Consider the following 18,954-nt stretch of genomic DNA (forward strand, 5'->3'; position numbering starts at 1 on the left):
ACTCATGGCTATGAAGAACCATCCGAGACTCAGTGTACCACGCTTATTCACGCCCGTTGCATTAGCAATGGCTTTGGCGGCGTGTTCGTCTTCACCGTCGACGCCCACCTCAGTCGATATTACGCAAGATCCCGCCAAGTCAGCGCAAACTTACTTGATGCAAGCAGATAGTAGCCAAGGTCCACTGCAAAATGATTGGTTGATCATGGCTCTTAAAGCCGCCATTAACGAAAACAACAGCGAACAAGCGCAACTGTTGATTATGCGCTTAGCCAAGCAGTCGCTCTCTGAAGCGCAACAAGCTGAATGGCAAATGGCTAGGGCGCAGTTGCTGAGTAATGCGGAACAGTTTTCACAAGCGCTCTCTCAGCTTAATTTTCAGGCTTGGTGGAAGCTAAGCCCTGAAACATGGGCTCAATACCATCAAATGCGCGCCGATATTTTTACCGCGCTCAGCCGCCCTTTTGATTCAAGTAGGGAGCTTATTGCATTAAGCACTTACGTTGATGATGCCGAGCAAGAAGCGATTGCCGATCAAATTTGGCTCAATTTCAATCACTATAGCGAACGTGAAATTACCCAATTCAATCCAGAGCCTAACGAAAACGTGCTCGATGGCTGGCTACAACTGGCTGTATATATGAAAACGCTCAATAGCAATATTCCGCAGCTGAAGAATACGCTCGAAAAATGGCTTGCGGAAAACAGCAATCACCCAGCGGCTCGTTATACGCCTAAAGCGATACAAGATATTTTAGCGCTGGAGATCATCAAGCCCACTAACACCGCGTTGTTACTTCCTCTTTCAGGAAAGTTTGCCACGCAAGCTCAACTGATCCGTGATGGCTTTATCATGGCGATGATGAATGACCATAACCGTGACCTCAATGCTACCTTGACTGTGATTGATACCAATGTCGAAGACGCCGCGCTCATAGACAAGCAACTGATTGAAAAAAACATTGATTTCATTGTTGGACCACTCATCAAAGAGAACATCGAGAATCTACATAAGCTTCAACAAGCACGCTTAGCTTCTATCCCTACGCTGGCGTTGAATATTCCAGACCAAATTGAAGATCATCCTAACACTTGCTATCTTGCACTTTCGCCAGAGCAAGAGGTTGAACAAGCCGCTAAGTATCTGTTTAGCCAAGGCTATCAATACCCTTTAATACTCGCTCCTCAAGGTAATTACGGCCAACGTGTAGTAGAAGCATTTAGCGAAGAATGGCAAAAATACAGCAAGAATAAAGTATCGGTGAACCTGTTTGGTGATAAGCATCAATTGCAACGCAACATTAACTCAGTATTTGGTCTGCAAGATAGCCAACAAAATATCGCGCAAATGGATGCGTTGATGGGTATTGATTTGCAAAGCCTGCCCCGCAGTCGTCGTGATATCGATTCGGTTTATATCGTGGCTAACAGCGCAGAATTGACTTTAATTAAACCCTTTATCGAGGTCGCAATTAACCCTGACACTAAGCCACCCAAACTGTTTTCAAACTCTCGTAGTAACAGTGGTAACACACAGTATGAAGACCTCTCTGGTGTAACTTATAGCGATATTCCATTACTCATTCATCCCAATTCAATGCTGGATAATGAAATGAACCAATTGTGGCCAAAGAACTCTAATAGTGAGAGGCGCTTACAAGCATTAGGTATGGATGCTTACCAGTTGATGATTGAGCTACCACAAATGAAAGTCGTCGATGGGTATAGCATCGATGGCAAAACAGGCACATTAAGTATTGATGAACAATGCGTAATACAGAGAGAGATCAGTTGGGCGGTATATGGCGCTCTTTAGTCGCAGAGCGATAGGTCAACAGTATGAAAACGCAGCCAAACACTATTTATTGAGTTGCGGTTTAGTTTTTATTGAACAAAATTTCAATACCAAAATCGGTGAAATTGACCTCATCATTATGCGGGATAAAAATACCTTAGTGTTCGTAGAGGTTAAATACAGGAAAGATCAACATCATGGCCATGCAGCAGAAATGGTTACTACTGCAAAAATGACAAAGTTGATGAAAACCGCGAATTTATGGCTACTGAAGCGTGGCCTATCGCCCTATGACACCGATTTTCGTTTCGATGTGATCGCCATCCACCAAGATGTGCATCATATTGAGTGGATTAAAAACGCAATAACTCAAGGATAAACGATGCTAGACAGCATTAAAGACAGTTTTACCGAAAGCATCCAAATTCAAATTGCGGCTGCTGAAGCACTACCCCATGCGATCACGCATGCTGCACAAGCCATGGTGGCAACGCTACTTAACGGTCATAAAATTCTCTGTTGTGGTAATGGTGGCTCCTCGGCCAATGCCCAGCTTTTTTCTTCTTGCTTACTGAACCGTTTTGAAACTGAACGCCCGAGTTTACCCGCCATTGCATTAACCGCAGACAATACCACGTTAACCGCAGTGGCTAACGACTATCACTACCAAGAAATATTCTCGAAACAGGTGCGTGCATTTGGTCAACCTGGCGATGTTTTGTTGGCTATTTCAACCAGTGGTAACAGCAAAAACATCATTAAAGCGATGGAAGCGGCTGTGACTCGCGATATGACGATTATCGCTCTCACAGGCAAAGACGGTGGAGAAATGGCTGGTCTTTTAGGTGAAAATGATGTGGAGATCCGTATTCCATCGCAGCGGACAGCTCGAATCCATGAAGTTCATATGGTCACCCTACACTGCTTATGTGACTTGATTGATCAAGTCCTTTTCCCTTCTCATGAAGAATAGACAATGAATAGATTAAAACTTTCACTCATTCTACTGTTGAGCTTTGCTGTATCAGGTTGTGCAGGCGTTATCCTTGCTGGCGCGGCAACAACAGCGAGCCTAGTAACAGACCCTCGAACCACTCAAGAAATTTGGAATGATAATAACATCGAATTTGAAGTAGCAGGTATCGCCAATAAAGCCCCCTTTAACGGAAAAACTCGCATTACGGCCAGTTCTTATCAAGGGATTGTCGTGTTGATGGGACAAGCTAAAAACTCCGGATTACTCAATGAGTTTGAAAATAAAGCACGTGAGACAAAAGGGGTCACAACCATTCATAATCAAGTCAGAATAAAAGCGCCTTTATCGATTGGCGAAATCAGTAACGACAGTTGGATTACGACTAAAGTAAAATCAGCGCTGTTGGCCAATTCTGAACTGAACACAATCAAAATCAAAGTAATCACAGAAAATAGAGAAGTATTTTTACTTGGCTATATCTCGGCAGAACAGGCTAATCTAGCCAGCGATATCGCTCGAAACATATCAGGCGTAAAACAGGTGATTAAGGCATTTCAATACAGCGAATAACCTTGGTTATCCTTTGTTTTTGTTAGAAAAAAAGCAGCGAATATCGCTGCTTTTTCGATCATGACTGCTTAATGTGTGAAAATGAGTTACTTAATGACTCTTAAGCTTGGTTTTCCCTTAGGCCGAGAAGTTTCTTGTGCCCGAGTCTCTAATAATTCCTCATCTTCTTGAGAAGCAACGCTTAACATCGGTTCTTGTTCAGATTCCTCTGTTATGCCAGCTTCTAGATAAGCGATATAGGCCTCTTCAGGTTCAAACATAGTACCGGCACCGTTTTCACGTGCATAGATAGCTTGCACTGCGTACAAAGGCACTATGACCGAATGAGGACGTCCACCAAAGCGAGCATTGAACGTAATCGCTTCATTGCCAAGCTCAAGGTTACCTATAGCTCTTGGGGCGAGATTAAGGATAATTTGTCCATCTTGCACAAACTCCATCGGCACTCGTACACCCGTAAGAGTAGCATCCACAACAACATGAGGAGTCAATTCATTTTCTAATAGCCAATCATAAAATGCTCTAAGCATATAAGGTCGGCGAGGAGTCATTTGAGAGATATCCATCAAACTGCCTTAACGAACTAAACGCATCTCACGTTCAGCTTCTGTTAAAGAAGCCAAGAATGAATCATGCTCAAAAACACGATTCATATATACTTTAAGCTCTTTAGAGCCAGGACCAATCAGATCGATCCCTAAGATAGGTAAGCGCCATAATAATGGAGCTAAATAGCAATCAATGAGGCTAAACTCTTCGCTCATGAAATATTCGTATTCCGCGAACACAGGGCCAAGAGTTAATAGATCATTGCGTAATTTATTACGAGCAGCTTCTGACTCTTCCGCATTGCCCTTCACGACTTTCTCAGCCAGTGAGTACCAGTTTTTCTCAATACGGTAAATCATCAAACGGCTATTACCACGAGCCACAGGATAAACAGGCATCAGCGGTGGATGAGGGAAACGCTCATCTAGGTATTCCATGATGATCTTTGAGTCATAAAGAGCAAGCTCACGATCAACCAACGTTGGTACTGTCTTATATGGGTTTAGCTCAATAAGGTCAGCAGGTAGATTGGTTTCATCAACTAATTCTACTTCAACACTGACACCTTTTTCCGCTAGAACAATACGTACCTGATGACTATACATATCAGATGCACTCGAAAATAGCGTCATCACAGAACGTTTATTGGCAGCTACAGCCATGGAGCCCTCCAGCACACTTACAGATATAAAAACAATGGAGGCCAGGCCTCCATTGAAGATTCTAAAAATTAGAAATTAACGCCGCATGGTAGCATAATTAGTGCACATCACGCCAATATTCTTTCTTCAATAGAATGACCACGATAGTAAATAGCACAAGGAATGCCATTACCCACCAGCCTAAAGTTTGCCTTTCAAGCTTGACTGGTTCAGCGGAATATTCAAGAAAGTTAACGATGTCGCGGACCGCTTGATCATACTCACTTTTACTCAGCTCACCAGTCCCATCAGACTCGACACCAATAACCGTCTTAACTTCCTCACCATTAACGATATGGGTGCTATAAACAGGCTGTGGTATACCTTGTAGCTCTTCAAGCACATGAGGCATACCGACGCTTGGGAATACAATATTGTTTACACCAAATGGCCGGCTAGGATCGGCATAAAATGAGCGAAGGTAAGTATACAGCCAATCTGTTCCTCGCACTCGGGCCACCAGCGTTAAATCAGGTGGTGGTGCACCAAACCATTTTGCTGCTGACTTATCTGGAATAGCATTCTCCATCAGTTGACCAATTTTGGCATTAGGATCAAAGATCAAATTCTCTTTCATCAAATCTGCAGGAATATTCAAGTCATTCGCTACACGTTCATAACGCTGGTATTGAGTTGAGTGGCAAGCAAAACAGTAGTTCATGAATAACTTAGCACCATGCTGTAGTGATGCTTGGTCCCTTAAATCATTATTCGCTTTATCTAGATGTACATTGGCTCCAGCTGCCAGAGCAAGTGACGGCAGCATTGCAAATAAAACTACAATCCACTTTTTCATTTAAATGTCACCCTTTCTGGTAATGGTTTCGTTGCTTCATTTTTGCTATAGAAATAGAGCAAAACAAAGAACATGAAATAACCTAAGCTAAAGATCTGCGCCATAAGAGTATAAGTTGGCGTGGCTGGCAACGCGCCCAATACACCCAAAGCAATAAAGCAGATAGTGAACTGAATGATATTGAATAAGTGAAACTTACTGCGGTAGCGGTAAGAACGAACTTTACAGCGATCCAACCATGGCAATAAGAACAGCACTACAATCGATGCGCCCATTGCAATTACACCGATCAGCTTATCTGGAACGGCACGTAAAATGGCGTAAAACGGAGTGAAATACCAAACGGGTGCAATGTGTTCAGGTGTTTTAAGTGGATTTGCCGCTTCAAAGTTAGGCGGCTCAAGGAAATATCCCCCCATCTCTGGGTTAAAAAACAGCACGTAACAGAATAAGAACAAGAAGCCAGCAACACCAATAAGATCTTTTACCGTCCCGTAAGGGTGGAATGGAATAGAATCAATGATGTCGTATTTCTTAGTGTAGTAGTCATGGAATTTAAACTGCGTTTTATAATCATCGCCCATAGACCCTTTTGGTATCTTGGTTTCAATACCGTCAGGGTTATTAGAGCCAACTTCATGCAGTGCTAAAATATGAAGAACAATAAGTAATAATAAGACGATAGGTAAAGCAATCACATGCAGAGCAAAGAAGCGGTTTAATGTAGCGCCTGAAATAACGTAGTCACCACGTATCCATAGAGTTAAATCATCACCGATAACAGGGATTGCACCGAACAAAGAGATAATAACTTGCGCTCCCCAGTAGGACATTTGTCCCCATGGTAGCAAGTATCCCATAAAGGCTTCAGCCATCAACACTAAGAAGATCAGCATTCCAAATAGCCATAGCAGCTCACGAGGCTTCTGATATGAACCGTAAATTAAGCCACGGAACATATGTAGATAAATCACCACAAAGAAAGCTGAAGCTCCGGTAGAGTGCATATAGCGCAGTAACCAACCATACTCAACATCACGCATTATGTATTCAACTGACGCGAAAGCGCCTTCACCTGATGGCACATAGTTCATGGTTAGCCACACACCTGTGAGCAGTTGGTTAACTAGAACCAACATAGCTAACGATCCAAACAAATACCAAAAGTTAAAGTTTTTCGGCATTGGGTATTCAGATAGGTGTTTCTTATAAGCGTTCATTGCAGGTAAACGCTTTTCTACCCAATCAAGTAAAACTTGCATTATGCAGCCTCCCCTGTTTCATCTAACCCAATGACAATACGAGTATCGCTAAGATACATGTATTGAGGGATAACCAAGTTTAGTGGTGCAGGTACGCCTTGGAAAACTCGGCCAGCCATATCAAATTTTGAACCATGACAAGGACAGAAGAAACCAGATTTCACCCCTTGAACTTGTTCACTAAAAGAATCCGGTAAATAAGTGGGTGAACAGCCAAGGTGGGTACAGATACCAACCGCAACGAAATATTCAGGTTTAATCGAACGATAAGCATTTTGTGCATAATTAGGCTGCTGCTGTTCATCTGATTGAGGATCTCGAAGCTGGTTTTCGATATCTTTTAGCCCATCGACCACTGATTGAGAACGACGAACAACCCAAACAGGCTTTCCTCGCCACTCAACACGAACCATTTGCCCCTCTTCAAGTTTACCTATTTCAACTTCAACAGGAGCACCCGCCGCTTTGGCTTTGGCACTTGGGTTCCAAGATTTAATAAAAGGAACGGCGACAGCAGCGGCGCCTAACCCTCCGACAACGGCTGTTGTCGCGGTTAAGAAACGTCTGCGGCCGTTATTTAAAGGCGCATTGCTCATCCAAACATTCTCCCATTTGCTCCCTGTGGATTATTGTTATTCCGCTTATAAGAGCATGGCTAACAAAATACGAATCTAGTTGTATTTATTTGATGGTAAATGATAAATAAAACCCTACTTTTTGACAAGATAAAGCTACCTTTTCGTAACATTCGTGAAGTAAATCGCACGTGAGGTCACAAAAGAAAGATTAAAGAACCATAACCAAATGATGTGATTAAAAAAATGAGTGTTTGCTAACACCAAAAAACAAAAAGCCCGGTATAAATACCGGGCTTTTGAACCACAATCCAGTAACACTGGAAGCGAATCTTTTGAAAAAAGATTAACGCTTAGAGAATTGTGGTTTACGACGTGCTTTACGCAGACCAACTTTCTTACGTTCAACGCAACGAGCGTCGCGAGTAACGTAGCCAGCTGCACGTAGAACAGGACGTAGTGATTCGTCGTATTCCATTAGAGCGCGAGTGATACCGTGACGGATAGCACCAGCTTGACCAGAAATACCACCACCTTTAACAGTGATGTATAGATCCAGTTTCTCAGTGAGTTCAACTAGCTCAAGAGGTTGTTTAACAACCATGCGAGAAGTTGGACGACCAAAGTAAACATCAAGGCTACGCTTGTTGATTACAATGTTGCCGCTGCCTGGTTTAATAAAAACGCGTGCAGCTGAGCTTTTGCGACGGCCAGTGCCGTAGTATTGATTCTCTGCCATTTTCGAAATCCCCAATTAGATGTCTAGTACTTTTGGTTGTTGAGCAGCATGGTTGTGCTCAGCGCCAGCGTAAACTTTCAGCTTACGGTACATAGCACGGCCTAGAGGACCACGTGGTAGCATACCTTTAACCGCTAGCTCAATAACCATCTCTGGCTTACGAACAATCAGCTTGTCGAAAGTGATTGATTTTAAGCCGCCTGGAAATTCAGTGTGACGGTAGTAAGTTTTAGCTGCTGCTTTGTTACCAGTTACAGTAACTTTCTCAGCGTTTACAACGATGATGTAATCACCAGTGTCTACGTGAGGAGTGTATTCAGCTTTATGTTTGCCACGTAGGCGAGATGCAATTTCACTTGCTAGACGACCTAGAGTTTTACCCTCAGCGTCTACGATATACCAGTCGCGTTTTACAGTTTCTGGTTTAGCAACGAAAGTTTTCATGCTAATAATAACCCGTTAAATAAAATTTACACTAAAAGGAGCATTAAAATGCCCCCACTGTCTAAGAGTCCAAAGTTACCCCTTCGAGCGTTTGGTTTCTCTCGGCCTCTCGTTTCACAGAAACAGGCCTGCAGTAACGGTGGGTCGCAGGATTATAGGGAAGTCAGTAGAAAAAATCACCTCTTTTTGAACAAAATCACGATTTTTTTATTTTGCTTTAAAAGTGTCCGAATTGAGCTAAGCCAGATGTTCCCTTGCTAAATACTCATGACTTTGCATTTCAATTAACCGCGACTGACAACGTTTGAATTCAAACTCAAGTTGCCCATGCGGGTACAGCTCGTCCAACGCCACTTCGGCTGAGATAATCACTTTGACATGCCGTTCATAAAACTCATCAATCAACGCAATAAAACGCCGTGCTGCATCATCAATGGTTCTATCCATCTGCTTCACATCAGCCAACAGTACTGTATGGTAAATTTTGGACAACTCAATGTAATCATTTTGGCTTCTTGCCGTTTGGCATAACTGCTCGAAGGTTGCATACAAAATACCATCACCAGCTTTTACAACAGAGAGAGTGCGGTGATTGATTTCGATCTCACTGAGCGCCTCTTTTTTCTCGTCACCAACCAATTGCCGATAGTAATGTTGTAAATTATGGCTTGCCGCTTCATCCAATGGATAGTGGTAAATTTCCGCTTGCTCTAATGTTCTTAAGCGATAATCAATACCACTATCGACGTTCAACACATGACAGTGTAATTCAATCAAAGCAATTGCAGGGAGAAATCGGGCTCGTTGCAAGCCGTTGCGATATAAGTCGTGCGGTGGAATGTTCGATGTCGCCACTAAGATAATACCGCGTTTAAACAGTGCTTGAAACAAGGTACCCAAAATCATCGCATCAGTAATATCTGATACGAAAAACTCATCAAAACAGATAATTTCCGTTTCTGACTTAAAAATATCGGCAACCTTTTCTAAGGGCTCCTCAACTCCAGCCAGTTCCTTCAACTCATCATGAACTCGATACATAAAACGGTGGAAATGCACTCGCAATTTACGAGTGGTTGGCAGAGCCTCAAAAAACGTATCCATTAAATAGGTTTTTCCTCTCCCGACACCGCCCCAAAAATAGAGCCCTTTAGGCAAGTTAGGCAGCTCAGGTTGGCGACCAAACCATTTAGCCCAAACCGCGGAAGGCTTAATTGGTTGGTTAAGATAATCCTGAAACTGGTGGTAGAGTAAATCCAACGCATCGACGGCGCTTTCTTGAGCAGAGTCTCGTTGAAAACCGAGTTTTTTCAAATCGTGTTCATATCGCTGTTTTGGTGTCATGACTGCCTACTACACTAAAAAATGGAAACTGCTATTTCGTGTATTTCGCTTTATTGGCTAGAGCAGTCATAGTAACATGTCGAAGCAACATGTGTAACCAATAGGTAATAAACATGTTAAATAACAACAATAAGGAGCTGTTATGCCTTTGATATATGCCATTGTGGGCTTGCTAGTAGGGGCTGCGTTGGGAATGGTCATTTCACGATTGACTACGCCTCAATATAAAAACCAAAAGTCTCTACAAAAAGAATTAGATAACGCGAAATTTAGTTTGGAACAACAGCGCCAAGAATTGTCAGATCATTTTGCTCAAACAGCAGAGATGCTCGATACCCTAGGTAAAGATTACACCAAACTGTACCAACACATGGCCAAAACATCGTCCGAAATTTTACCGAATATGCCAGAGCAAGATAATCCATTTATCAAAAAAATTGCACTGCACAGTGAACCAGAAAAAAGTAACGATAATCTTTTTGAACAACCACCAAAAGATTATGCTAATGGGGCTACGGGGCTTTTTAATACTCCAGAAAAAGAGATCATTCATTCTGCAGACGTAGTTAAGGCGAAAGCCCTTTAATCTGAATTCATGAACCTTATAAAGGTTTTTGAGTCATAAACCTCACGAGAGTGTTGAAGTTTTGTCTTTCGTACAAATATTAAACTTCGGACACAGTTATTCTAAAGGAGCTTATGATGAAAAAACCTTTACTTATTTTAACCGCCCTATCATTAAGTTTAAGTTCAATCATCACCCCACTACCTGCAATGGCAGCACTACCCTTTTCTGTCAGTGGTGAGCCATTGCCAAGCTTAGCACCGATGCTAGAGCAAGTGACGCCTGCGGTTGTCAGTATCTCCGTTGAAGGAACTCAAGTTTCTCATCAACGTTTACCCGAGCAGTTTCGATTTTTCTTTGGTCCTGATTTTCCAATCGACCAATCGCAAGAGCGGCCATTTAGAGCATTAGGCTCTGGTGTCATTACTGACGCAGACAAAGGCTATGTTGTGACTAATTATCACGTCATCGATGGTGCTGATAAGATTCGCGTTAAACTGTACGACGGCCGAGAATACGATGCGGAGCTCGTCGGTGGCGATAAAATGTCCGATGTCGCGCTGATCAAACTCAAAAAAGCAAAAAATTTAACCCAAATTCGTATCGCAGATTCAGACAAACTGCGTGTAGGTGATTTCACTGTCGCGATCGGGAACCCGTTTGGTCTTGGTCAAACGGTGACTTCCGGCATTGTTTCTGCGTTGGGACGAAGTGGACTTAATCTTGAAAACTTTGAGAACTTTATTCAGACCGATGCCGCGATTAACAGTGGCAACTCTGGTGGTGCCTTGGTCAATCTCAATGGTGAATTGATTGGGATTAATACCGCGATTCTTGGACCGAATGGTGGCAACGTTGGGATCGGTTTTGCAATCCCATCAAATATGATGAAAAACTTGACCGAACAGATCTTAGAATTTGGTGAGGTAAAACGTGGCGTGCTCGGCGTTCAAGGGGGTGAAATAACCTCTGAACTGGCTGAAGCGCTAGGCTATGAGTCAAGTAAAGGGGCGTTTGTTAGCCAAGTTATCAAAGATAGCGCCGCCGATAAAGCAGGGATCAAAGCGGGTGATGTCATCACAGCTATTAATGGAAAAAACGTTTCTACCTTCAACGAATTAAGAGCCAAAGTAGCGACATTAGGTGCAGGTAAAAAAATCACAATCGATGTTATCCGCGATGGTCAAAACAAAACCTTCGACGTAACCTTGAGTGAAAACAACACCACAACTAAAGCAGAGCAACTGCACTCGGGGTTGACTGGTGCGGCACTGACCAATACTACGGATCAAGACCCAATCGCTGGCGTTAAAGTGACTACTATAGAGAAAGGGTCAGCAGCAGAAGCGTACCAACTACAAAAAGAGGACATCATCATTGGTGTTAACCGCCAACGAGTGAAAAACCTCGCACAATTACGCGAAATTTTGGAGAAAAAGCCGAGCATACTTGCGCTGAATATCCAACGAGGTGATAGAACCATTTACTTGGTTATTCGCTAACATTTACTTGGTTATTCGCTAACATTTACTTGGTTATTCGCTAACATTTACTTGGTTATTCGCTAATTAGTGAGAATCGCTTGTGGAGCGAAAAGGGCAGCATTTGAATGCTGCCCTTTTCTTATTCAATCATGTAGTGCTATTCTTCCTCTCTCAAGCTCAGGTGTAAAATAAGCTGAGTATATAGCGGGTTTTGTTTGGGGAAGATATGCTTAACTTTTTACTTCGTTCAATGGGACTTGGGCTTCTCGCTGCTGTCGTTATCTTATTAGCGGTTCCCTCGCTACGTTCCAATGTTCTCCCAAAAATAACAGCAATAGAATCACCTAATGCACTCTCTTTGCAAATTTCGTTTAACCAAGCAGTTCGCCGCGCCGCACCTGCTGTCGTCAATATTTACAACCAAAAATACACCGAAAGCGATCGCAGTAAACTGTCGATTCAGGGGTTAGGCTCTGGTGTAATTGTGAGCGAGAAAGGGTACATCATTACGAACTATCACGTAGTAGCCCAAGCCGACCAAATCGTGGCGGCATTGCAAGATGGCCGTCTCGCTGCCGCACAATTGGTAGGCAAAGATCGACGCACGGATATCGCAATTTTGCGAATTGAAGGCACAAACCTTCCCGTTATTCCACAAAATCCCAATTACTCGGTGAAAGTTGGCGATGTGGTACTGGCCATTGGCAATCCATACAACCTTGGGCAAACCACTACTTTTGGTATCATTTCTGCTACTGAACGTTCATCTGTCAGCACCGATGGACGCCAAGCTTTGATCCAAACTGATGCGGCCATTAATGAAGGCAATTCAGGAGGAGCTTTGGTCAACACTCAAGGAGAGCTGGTAGGTATTAACACGGCTTCGTTTCAACAAGCAACTGAAATGAAAACTGATGGTATATCATTCGCGATTCCCTACAAATTAGCCAATACCATTATGGAAAAAATCATAGCTGATGGACGCGTGATTCGCGGCTATATCGGTATTGATGGGCAAGATATTACTCCAGTAACATCTCGCTTACTTGGCAGTGAACATATTGGCGGTATAGTTGTGTTGGGCATTGACCCCAATGGCCCTGCGGAAACGGCTGGTTTTAAAGAGCGTGACATTATTCTAAAAATTGGCGGTAAAAAAATTAATGGTCGCAAGAGTGTGATGGAAATTGTCACTGACTTGCGCCCAGGTACCGTTGTCGATGTGCTTATCTTACGTAAAGGTGAAGAGATGACACTTCCCGTGACAATTGTTGAAGACCTACGCGAATAAAACTAAGCACCAAAAACAAAGAGACATAAAAAAGCCCCCAACTCACGAAGGGGGCTTTTATTTATAGATTTTTACTCTTGCTCAAGATCTGAATCACTAAGGTCTGATTCAATCTCAATTGCAGTAACACGTTGCAGCCCTCTCGGTAGTAAGCTACCTCGACGCCCACGCTCACCACGGAAGTTATCTAGATCGCTGGCTTTTAAACCAAGTTTGCGTTTACCAGCATAGAGCGTAATAGCCGCTCCTTGAGGCAAGGAAATTAAGTGTGACACAAACTCTTCACGCTCTTTGGACTTAGCCGCAGGAATATTGATTATTTTGTTGCCTTTGCCTTTGGTTAGCTGTGGTAAATCTTTGATTGGGAATAGCAACATTCGGCCCTGATTCGTGATCGCTAAAATGTCATCAGACTCCAAATGGCCGATGGTATGCGGCGTCATTATCTCTGAGTTCTCAGGCAAATTAACTAAGGCTTTACCACTACGGTTTTTCGACAGTAGTTCACCACCTTTACACACAAAACCATAACCGGCATCCGAGCCCACTAACCAGAGTTGATCCTCTTCCCCCATCACTACTTGGCGAATAGACGAGCCCTCTGTGATGTTGAGACGACCCGTAATCGGCTCACCTTGGCTGCGCGCCGAAGGTAGCGAGTGGGCTTCAAGCGAATAACTTCGACCATCGCTACCCAAGAATACGACCTGTTGATTGCTCTTACCACAAGCATGAGCCAAATACTGATCGCCGGATTTATAGCTCAAACTTTGGCAATCCACATCATGCCCTTTGGCATGACGTACCCAGCCTTTTTCCGAAAGCACAACGGTGATCGCTTCACTTGGCACAAGGTCACGCTCAGTCAAGGCTTTAGATTCAGCACGCTCAATCAGTGGTGAACGGCGATCATCACCATACTTCTCAGCATCTGCTTTGATCTCTTTCTTCAACAAGGTGTTCAAGCGACGCTCAGAACCAAGCAACTGCTCTAATTTTTCGCGCTCTTTAGCAAGCTCATCTTGCTCACCACGAATCTTCATCTCTTCAAGTTTGGCTAAGTGGCGAAGTTTGGTATCTAAAATCGCATCGGCTTGAATAGCACTAATACCAAAACGGGCCATCAGTACCGCTTTCGGTTCATCTTCAGTACGAATGATTTCAATCACTTCATCAATATTCAGATAAGCGATTAGTAAACCTTCCAAGATGTGCAAACGCGCCATGACTTTATCAAGACGGTACTGCAAACGGCGGCGAACCGTGGTGCGGCGAAACTCAATCCACTCAGAAAGAATAGTCACTAAACCTTTCACTTCTGGGCGATTGTTTAAGCCAATCATGTTCAAGTTAACACGGAAGCTTTTTTCTAGATCGGTTGATGCGAACAAGTGGCTCATCAACAAGTCACAATCTACACGGTTAGAACGCGGCACAATAACAATGCGCGTAGGGTTCTCGTGATCCGATTCATCGCGTAAATCTTCAACCATTGGCAATTTCTTCGCGCGCATTTGGTTAGCGATTTGTTCGAGCAATTTAGCGCCTGAAACTTGATGAGGTAATGCGGTGATCACAACATCACCACCCTCTTTATGCCAAACCGAGCGCATTTTGATACTGCCGCGACCTGAGCGATATATTTTCTCAATTTCAATTCTGGGTGAAATAATTTCCGCTTCGGTCGGATAATCTGGCCCTTGCACATACTGCATCACATCGTGCAGTTGCGCCTCTGGGTTATCGATCAGGTGAATCGTCGCATCGGCAATTTCACGCACATTGTGTGGTGGAATATCGGTCGCCATGCCCACCGCAATTCCCGTGACGCCATTGAGCAAAATATGAGGTAAACGCGCCGGCAGCATTTGGGGTTCTTGCATTGTGCCATCAAAGTTAGGCTGCCAATCAACGTTGCCTTGTCCAAGCTCACCCAGTAAAACTTCAGCGAATTTAGACAGTTTCGCTTCGGTATAACGCATCGCCGCGAAGGATTTTGGATCGTCCGGAGCACCCCAGTTACCTTGACCATCCACCAGTGGATAGCGGTAAGAAAAGGGTTGCGCCATTAATACCATTGCTTCGTAACAGGCCGAATCACCGTGCGGGTGGTATTTACCTAGCACGTCACCAACGGTACGCGCTGATTTTTTGTACTTGGCTGACGCCGAGAGTCCAAGCTCCGACATCGCATAAATAATACGTCGCTGTACCGGTTTTAAACCATCGCCAATATAAGGCAGTGCGCGGTCCATGATGACGTACATCGAATAATTGAGATAGGCGTCTTCAGTGAACTTACGCAGCGGCAGTTTCTCAACACCATCAAAGGTTATTTCAGTTGACATTTATTGCACCTCTGCCATATCGCCATAACGTTGCAACCATGCGCGGCGGTCATCTGCACGCTTTTTACCTAGCAACATGTCCATCATTTCATCCGTTGCTTCAGCATCATCAATGGTCAGTTGCACCAAGCGGCGCGTGTTTGGATCCATCGTTGTTTCACGCAATTGAAGCGGATTCATTTCACCCAAACCTTTAAATCGCTGGACGTTGATTTTGGCTTTTTTCTGGCTAAGTCGCTCTAAAATGCCCTCTTTTTCAGCATCATCGAGTGCATAAAAGACCTCTTTGCCGCAGTCGATCCGATACAAAGGAGGCATCGCAACAAAAATATGCCCCGCTTTGACTAATGCTCGGAAATGTTTGGTAAATAAGGCGCAGAGCAAGGTGGCAATATGTAAACCATCAGAGTCCGCATCTGCGAGAATACAGATTTTACCGTAACGCAATCCATCCAGATCGTCGTTATCAGGATCAATCCCAAGCGCAACAGAAATATCATGCACTTCTTGTGAAGCCAGCACTTGGTCTGCCGACACTTCCCACGTATTTAAAATTTTCCCACGCAGTGGCATAACCGCTTGAAATTCACGATCGCGCGCTTGCTTAGCACTGCCGCCTGCTGAATCCCCTTCGACAAAGAAGATTTCAGTGCGGCTCAGGTCTTGTACTGAACAGTCGGTCAATTTACCGGGGAGCGCGGGGCCTGATGCGATTTTTTTCCGTACCACTTTTTTGCTGGCTCGCATGCGGCGATGCGCATTGGCTATGCACACTTCGGCAAGTAATTCCGCCAGTTGTGGTTTTTCATTCAGCCATAAACTGAAGGAGTCTTTTATCACACCAGAAACAAAAGCCGCGGTTTGACGTGAAGAAAGGCGCTCTTTGGTTTGCCCTGCAAACTGTGGGTCTTGCATCTTAACCGACAATACATAAGAACAGCGGTCAAAGACATCTTCACCAGTTAACTTAACGCCACGCGGCAACAGGTTGCGGAATTCACAGAATTCACGCATCGCATCGAGCAACCCTTGGCGTAAGCCGTTAACGTGCGTACCACCTTGTGCGGTAGGGATTAAGTTAACATAGCTTTCGGTGATCATCTCACCACCTTCAGGTAGCCAAATCACTGCCCAGTTGGCCGCTTCAGTTTCAGCGACAAACTCACCCGTAAATGGCTCTTCGGGCAATAAGGTGTAACCCTTTACGCCTTCTGCGAGATAATCTTTTAGGCCGTCTTCGTAGTACCAACGGTGCTCAAGATTGTTAACCTTATCACTAAAAGTAATCTCGAGCCCCGGGCAAAGCACCGCTTTAGCGCGCAAATTATTGATTAGGCGAGTCACTGAAAAGTTAGGCGAGTCAAAATAGCTGGTATCGGGCCAAAAGTGAACACTCGTCCCTTTATTACGGCGACCACAGCTCCCAGTTACCGTCAATTCCTCGACTTTATTACCGTGCTCAAACGCCATTTCATATATTTGCCCATCACGGCGAACGGTCACTTCCACACGCTTGGATAGGGCATTCACTACAGAAATACCTACCCCATGTAAACCACCGGAGAACTGGTAGCTTTTGTTTGAAAACTTACCCCCCGCATGTAATTTACAGAAGATAAGCTCAACGCCTGATATTTTCTCTTCAGGGTGAATATCAACGGGCATACCACGCCCATCATCGATCACTTCAAGTGATTGATCGGCGTGGAGAATAACTTGTACCTTGGAGGCATATCCGGCTAGCGCTTCATCGACACTGTTATCGATAACTTCTTGGCCCAAATGGTTCGGCCGCGCGGTGTCCGTATACATCCCAGGTCGGCGACGTACTGGTTCTAAACCATTAAGAACTTCAATGGCCCCAGCATTATATTGTTCAGTCATAATACGGAATGCTTTTATAGATAAATGATTCGTTACTTTTTCGGCAGTTTATCAATGATGTGCTTGTGCTTAATTAACGACAACAACGCTGATTTTTTCAGCATTATAAACTGCAAAAGTATAGGTAGAACATAGTCTGGAAGAGACTTGCTTATGTCAAGCGAGATAAGTAAGTAACAGGTAAAATTATGACTCTCCCCTCAATGAAGCCGTCAGAGATCTAGGAATTCGATGATTTGCCGCGGATATCGCTCAAAGTTCACAAAACTATGATCGCCGCCAAATTCAACCGTCTGTTTCGACCCTGTCAGTTTAGCGACAGCTTGACGGTAATCTAGTACTTCGTCACCCATTTGTTGCAACAACCAAAACGAAGTGGCGTCATTAATTTTAACCTCTAACGCTTTGAGCTCTTCAATATGTTTTGCTTCGAGTCGATAGTGCTCTTGCGTGTACGGGTTGACTTGTTCGCCTAAAAAATTGGCCAATAATTCATACGGTTTGATTGCTGGGTTTATCACCACGGCACGAAAACCAAACAAATAGTTTAACCAAATCGACAAATACCCGCCTAATGAACTCCCCACCAGCGCAATGCGATATTGATCTTGATGTTGGTGAATAAGATCAAGTAGATATTCCGCAGCTTGCGCGGGAAAACTGGGTAACTTAGGCACTAGCACTTTGATATCAGGTCGCTGCATTTGGCAATACATCACCATCACTTGTGCTTTATGCGACAACGGCGAGCTATTAAAGCCGTGAATGTACAGCAGCATAGGTTGACGAATAGGCATTTCAGTATCCATTAGCGTTAAAATCAGGTTGGAATGCGCCGTTAGCTAAACGTTTGACTTGAGTTTCTATTTGACCATCAGCCGATAGCGTTAATTCACGCCACCCTGGGGAAGTGCGATCCAAAACAAAATCATCTGAATTGGGCTTAAATTGTACACAGGTTGAGGGAGTGGCCATCACTCGGACACCGTGATGGAGTTTATCCATATTTTGATGAACATGACCACACAGGACGGCTTTCACATTGCGATGTTGCGTGACGATATTCCAAAAAGCATCGCTGTCTTTAAGGTTATGTTGATCGAGCCAAGCACTCCCCACCAATAGAGGATGATGATGTAGCACAACCAAGGTGTGTCGCTGATGGTGCGTCGATAATTTTTCGTCAAGTAAAGCCAATTGTTGATCGCTCAGCCGTCCATGCGGTACGCCCACGACTTGAGAGTCGAGCATCACCATTTGCCAGTGTTCACCGAGTAATACATGCTCCGACTGTTGAATCTGCTCTGACGGGAATACCGCGCCCATATTGGGTTTAAAGTCGTGATTACCTGGAAGCCAAAAACAAGTTTTTTCTAATGAGGAAATACCACGAGAGAAGCGAAGATAAGACTCAGCACTATGATCTTGTGAGATGTCGCCTGTGGCCAGAATGGCATCAAATTTAACATGTTGCGCACAAATCTCCGCCACAACAGCATGAAAGCTATCTACCGTATTAACACTCAACAAGCTGCCATCATCCGGCGCAAACAGATGCGTATCGGTGATTTGTAGCAGCTTGATGCTGTCTGAATTGTCTAGAGTTGGCGACACGTTCAAAATTTATTAAT

General features: G+C 44.0%; 19 protein-coding genes. 7 read left to right on the forward strand and 12 right to left on the reverse strand.

The window, feature by feature from the left end:
* The first annotated feature begins 10 nt into the window (after positions 1-10).
* From VOR_RS0102320 to VOR_RS0102335, 4 genes are read left to right on the forward strand one after another with little or no spacing between them, the layout of a single operon-like run.
* The gene (locus tag VOR_RS0102320; RefSeq protein ID WP_010318021.1) at positions 11-1,816 is read left to right on the forward strand and encodes a penicillin-binding protein activator; all 1,806 of its coding nucleotides are present in this window, start codon (positions 11-13) and stop codon (positions 1,814-1,816) included.
* Positions 1,803-2,174 carry a YraN family protein gene (locus VOR_RS0102325; RefSeq protein ID WP_010318023.1) on the forward strand — a complete coding sequence of 124 codons (372 nt, stop codon included), beginning with the start codon at positions 1,803-1,805 and terminating at the stop codon, positions 2,172-2,174. Before VOR_RS0102320 ends, VOR_RS0102325 begins: the two co-directional genes overlap by 14 nt.
* 3 nt (positions 2,175-2,177) lie before the next feature.
* Entirely contained in the window at positions 2,178-2,768 is a 591-nt protein-coding gene (locus VOR_RS0102330) for a phosphoheptose isomerase (RefSeq protein ID WP_010318025.1), read from the forward strand.
* A gap of 3 nt (positions 2,769-2,771) precedes the next feature.
* A complete protein-coding gene (locus VOR_RS0102335) occupies positions 2,772-3,341 on the forward strand; it encodes a BON domain-containing protein (RefSeq protein WP_010318027.1) in 570 nt (189 codons plus the stop codon).
* 86 nt (positions 3,342-3,427) lie between these two features.
* On the opposite strand, the gene sspB is transcribed toward VOR_RS0102335, so the two are convergent.
* The 8 genes from sspB to zapE form a co-directional block, all read right to left on the reverse strand.
* The gene (gene sspB / locus VOR_RS0102340) at positions 3,428-3,907 is read right to left on the reverse strand and encodes a ClpXP protease specificity-enhancing factor (protein WP_010318029.1); all 480 of its coding nucleotides are present in this window, start codon (positions 3,905-3,907) and stop codon (positions 3,428-3,430) included.
* A gap of 9 nt (positions 3,908-3,916) precedes the next feature.
* Positions 3,917-4,552 (reverse strand): stringent starvation protein SspA, encoded by a 636-nt coding sequence (gene sspA, locus VOR_RS0102345; protein WP_010318032.1) that lies wholly within the window; start codon positions 4,550-4,552, stop codon positions 3,917-3,919.
* A 97-nt stretch (positions 4,553-4,649) separates the two neighbouring features.
* Positions 4,650-5,387, reverse strand: coding sequence for a cytochrome c1 (locus tag VOR_RS0102350; RefSeq protein WP_010318033.1), 738 nt, complete (start codon positions 5,385-5,387; stop codon positions 4,650-4,652).
* Complete coding sequence (locus VOR_RS0102355; protein WP_010318035.1) at positions 5,384-6,649, reverse strand: cytochrome b; 1,266 nt, start codon at positions 6,647-6,649, stop codon at positions 5,384-5,386. Before VOR_RS0102355 ends, VOR_RS0102350 begins: the two co-directional genes overlap by 4 nt.
* Positions 6,649-7,245, reverse strand: a complete 597-nt coding sequence (gene petA, locus VOR_RS0102360; protein ID WP_010318038.1) for a ubiquinol-cytochrome c reductase iron-sulfur subunit — start codon at positions 7,243-7,245, stop codon at positions 6,649-6,651. The genes VOR_RS0102355 and petA overlap by 1 nt, the downstream gene beginning before the upstream one ends.
* A gap of 325 nt (positions 7,246-7,570) precedes the next feature.
* Positions 7,571-7,963: a 30S ribosomal protein S9 gene (gene rpsI, locus VOR_RS0102365; RefSeq protein ID WP_010318040.1), complete on the reverse strand. Its 393-nt coding sequence runs from the start codon at positions 7,961-7,963 to the stop codon at positions 7,571-7,573.
* 15 nt (positions 7,964-7,978) lie between these two features.
* Complete coding sequence (rplM, locus tag VOR_RS0102370) at positions 7,979-8,407, reverse strand: 50S ribosomal protein L13 (RefSeq protein WP_010318042.1); 429 nt, start codon at positions 8,405-8,407, stop codon at positions 7,979-7,981.
* Between the two features lie 237 nt (positions 8,408-8,644).
* On the reverse strand, positions 8,645-9,751 hold the full coding sequence (gene zapE, locus VOR_RS0102375; RefSeq protein WP_010318043.1) for a cell division protein ZapE: 1,107 nt from the start codon (positions 9,749-9,751) through the stop codon (positions 8,645-8,647).
* Between the two features lie 142 nt (positions 9,752-9,893).
* On the opposite strand from zapE, the gene zapG reads away from it, so the two are divergent.
* From zapG to degS, 3 genes are all read left to right on the forward strand, one after another.
* Positions 9,894-10,337 carry a Z-ring associated protein ZapG gene (gene zapG / locus VOR_RS0102380; RefSeq protein ID WP_010318045.1) on the forward strand — a complete coding sequence of 148 codons (444 nt, stop codon included), beginning with the start codon at positions 9,894-9,896 and terminating at the stop codon, positions 10,335-10,337.
* Between the two features lie 116 nt (positions 10,338-10,453).
* On the forward strand, positions 10,454-11,818 hold the full coding sequence (locus VOR_RS0102385; protein ID WP_010318046.1) for a Do family serine endopeptidase: 1,365 nt from the start codon (positions 10,454-10,456) through the stop codon (positions 11,816-11,818).
* 208 nt (positions 11,819-12,026) lie between these two features.
* A complete protein-coding gene (degS, locus tag VOR_RS0102390) occupies positions 12,027-13,091 on the forward strand; it encodes an outer membrane-stress sensor serine endopeptidase DegS (RefSeq protein ID WP_010318047.1) in 1,065 nt (354 codons plus the stop codon).
* Positions 13,092-13,162: 71 nt separating this feature from the next.
* Here degS and parC read toward each other — a convergent pair whose 3' ends face one another.
* The 4 genes from parC to cpdA form a co-directional block, all read right to left on the reverse strand.
* On the reverse strand, positions 13,163-15,439 hold the full coding sequence (parC, locus tag VOR_RS0102395; RefSeq protein WP_010318048.1) for a DNA topoisomerase IV subunit A: 2,277 nt from the start codon (positions 15,437-15,439) through the stop codon (positions 13,163-13,165).
* On the reverse strand, positions 15,440-17,323 hold the full coding sequence (gene parE, locus VOR_RS0102400) for a DNA topoisomerase IV subunit B (RefSeq protein ID WP_010318049.1): 1,884 nt from the start codon (positions 17,321-17,323) through the stop codon (positions 15,440-15,442). It lies immediately after the preceding gene.
* Positions 17,324-17,535: 212 nt separating this feature from the next.
* On the reverse strand, positions 17,536-18,120 hold the full coding sequence (gene yqiA / locus VOR_RS0102405) for an esterase YqiA (protein ID WP_010318050.1): 585 nt from the start codon (positions 18,118-18,120) through the stop codon (positions 17,536-17,538).
* 1 nt (position 18,121) lies between these two features.
* Positions 18,122-18,943 carry a 3',5'-cyclic-AMP phosphodiesterase gene (gene cpdA, locus VOR_RS0102410; RefSeq protein ID WP_010318051.1) on the reverse strand — a complete coding sequence of 274 codons (822 nt, stop codon included), beginning with the start codon at positions 18,941-18,943 and terminating at the stop codon, positions 18,122-18,124.
* Positions 18,944-18,954: the final 11 nt, after the last annotated feature.

The organism is Vibrio ordalii ATCC 33509 (assembly GCA_000257205.1).
Taxonomy (GTDB): domain Bacteria; phylum Pseudomonadota; class Gammaproteobacteria; order Enterobacterales; family Vibrionaceae; genus Vibrio; species Vibrio ordalii.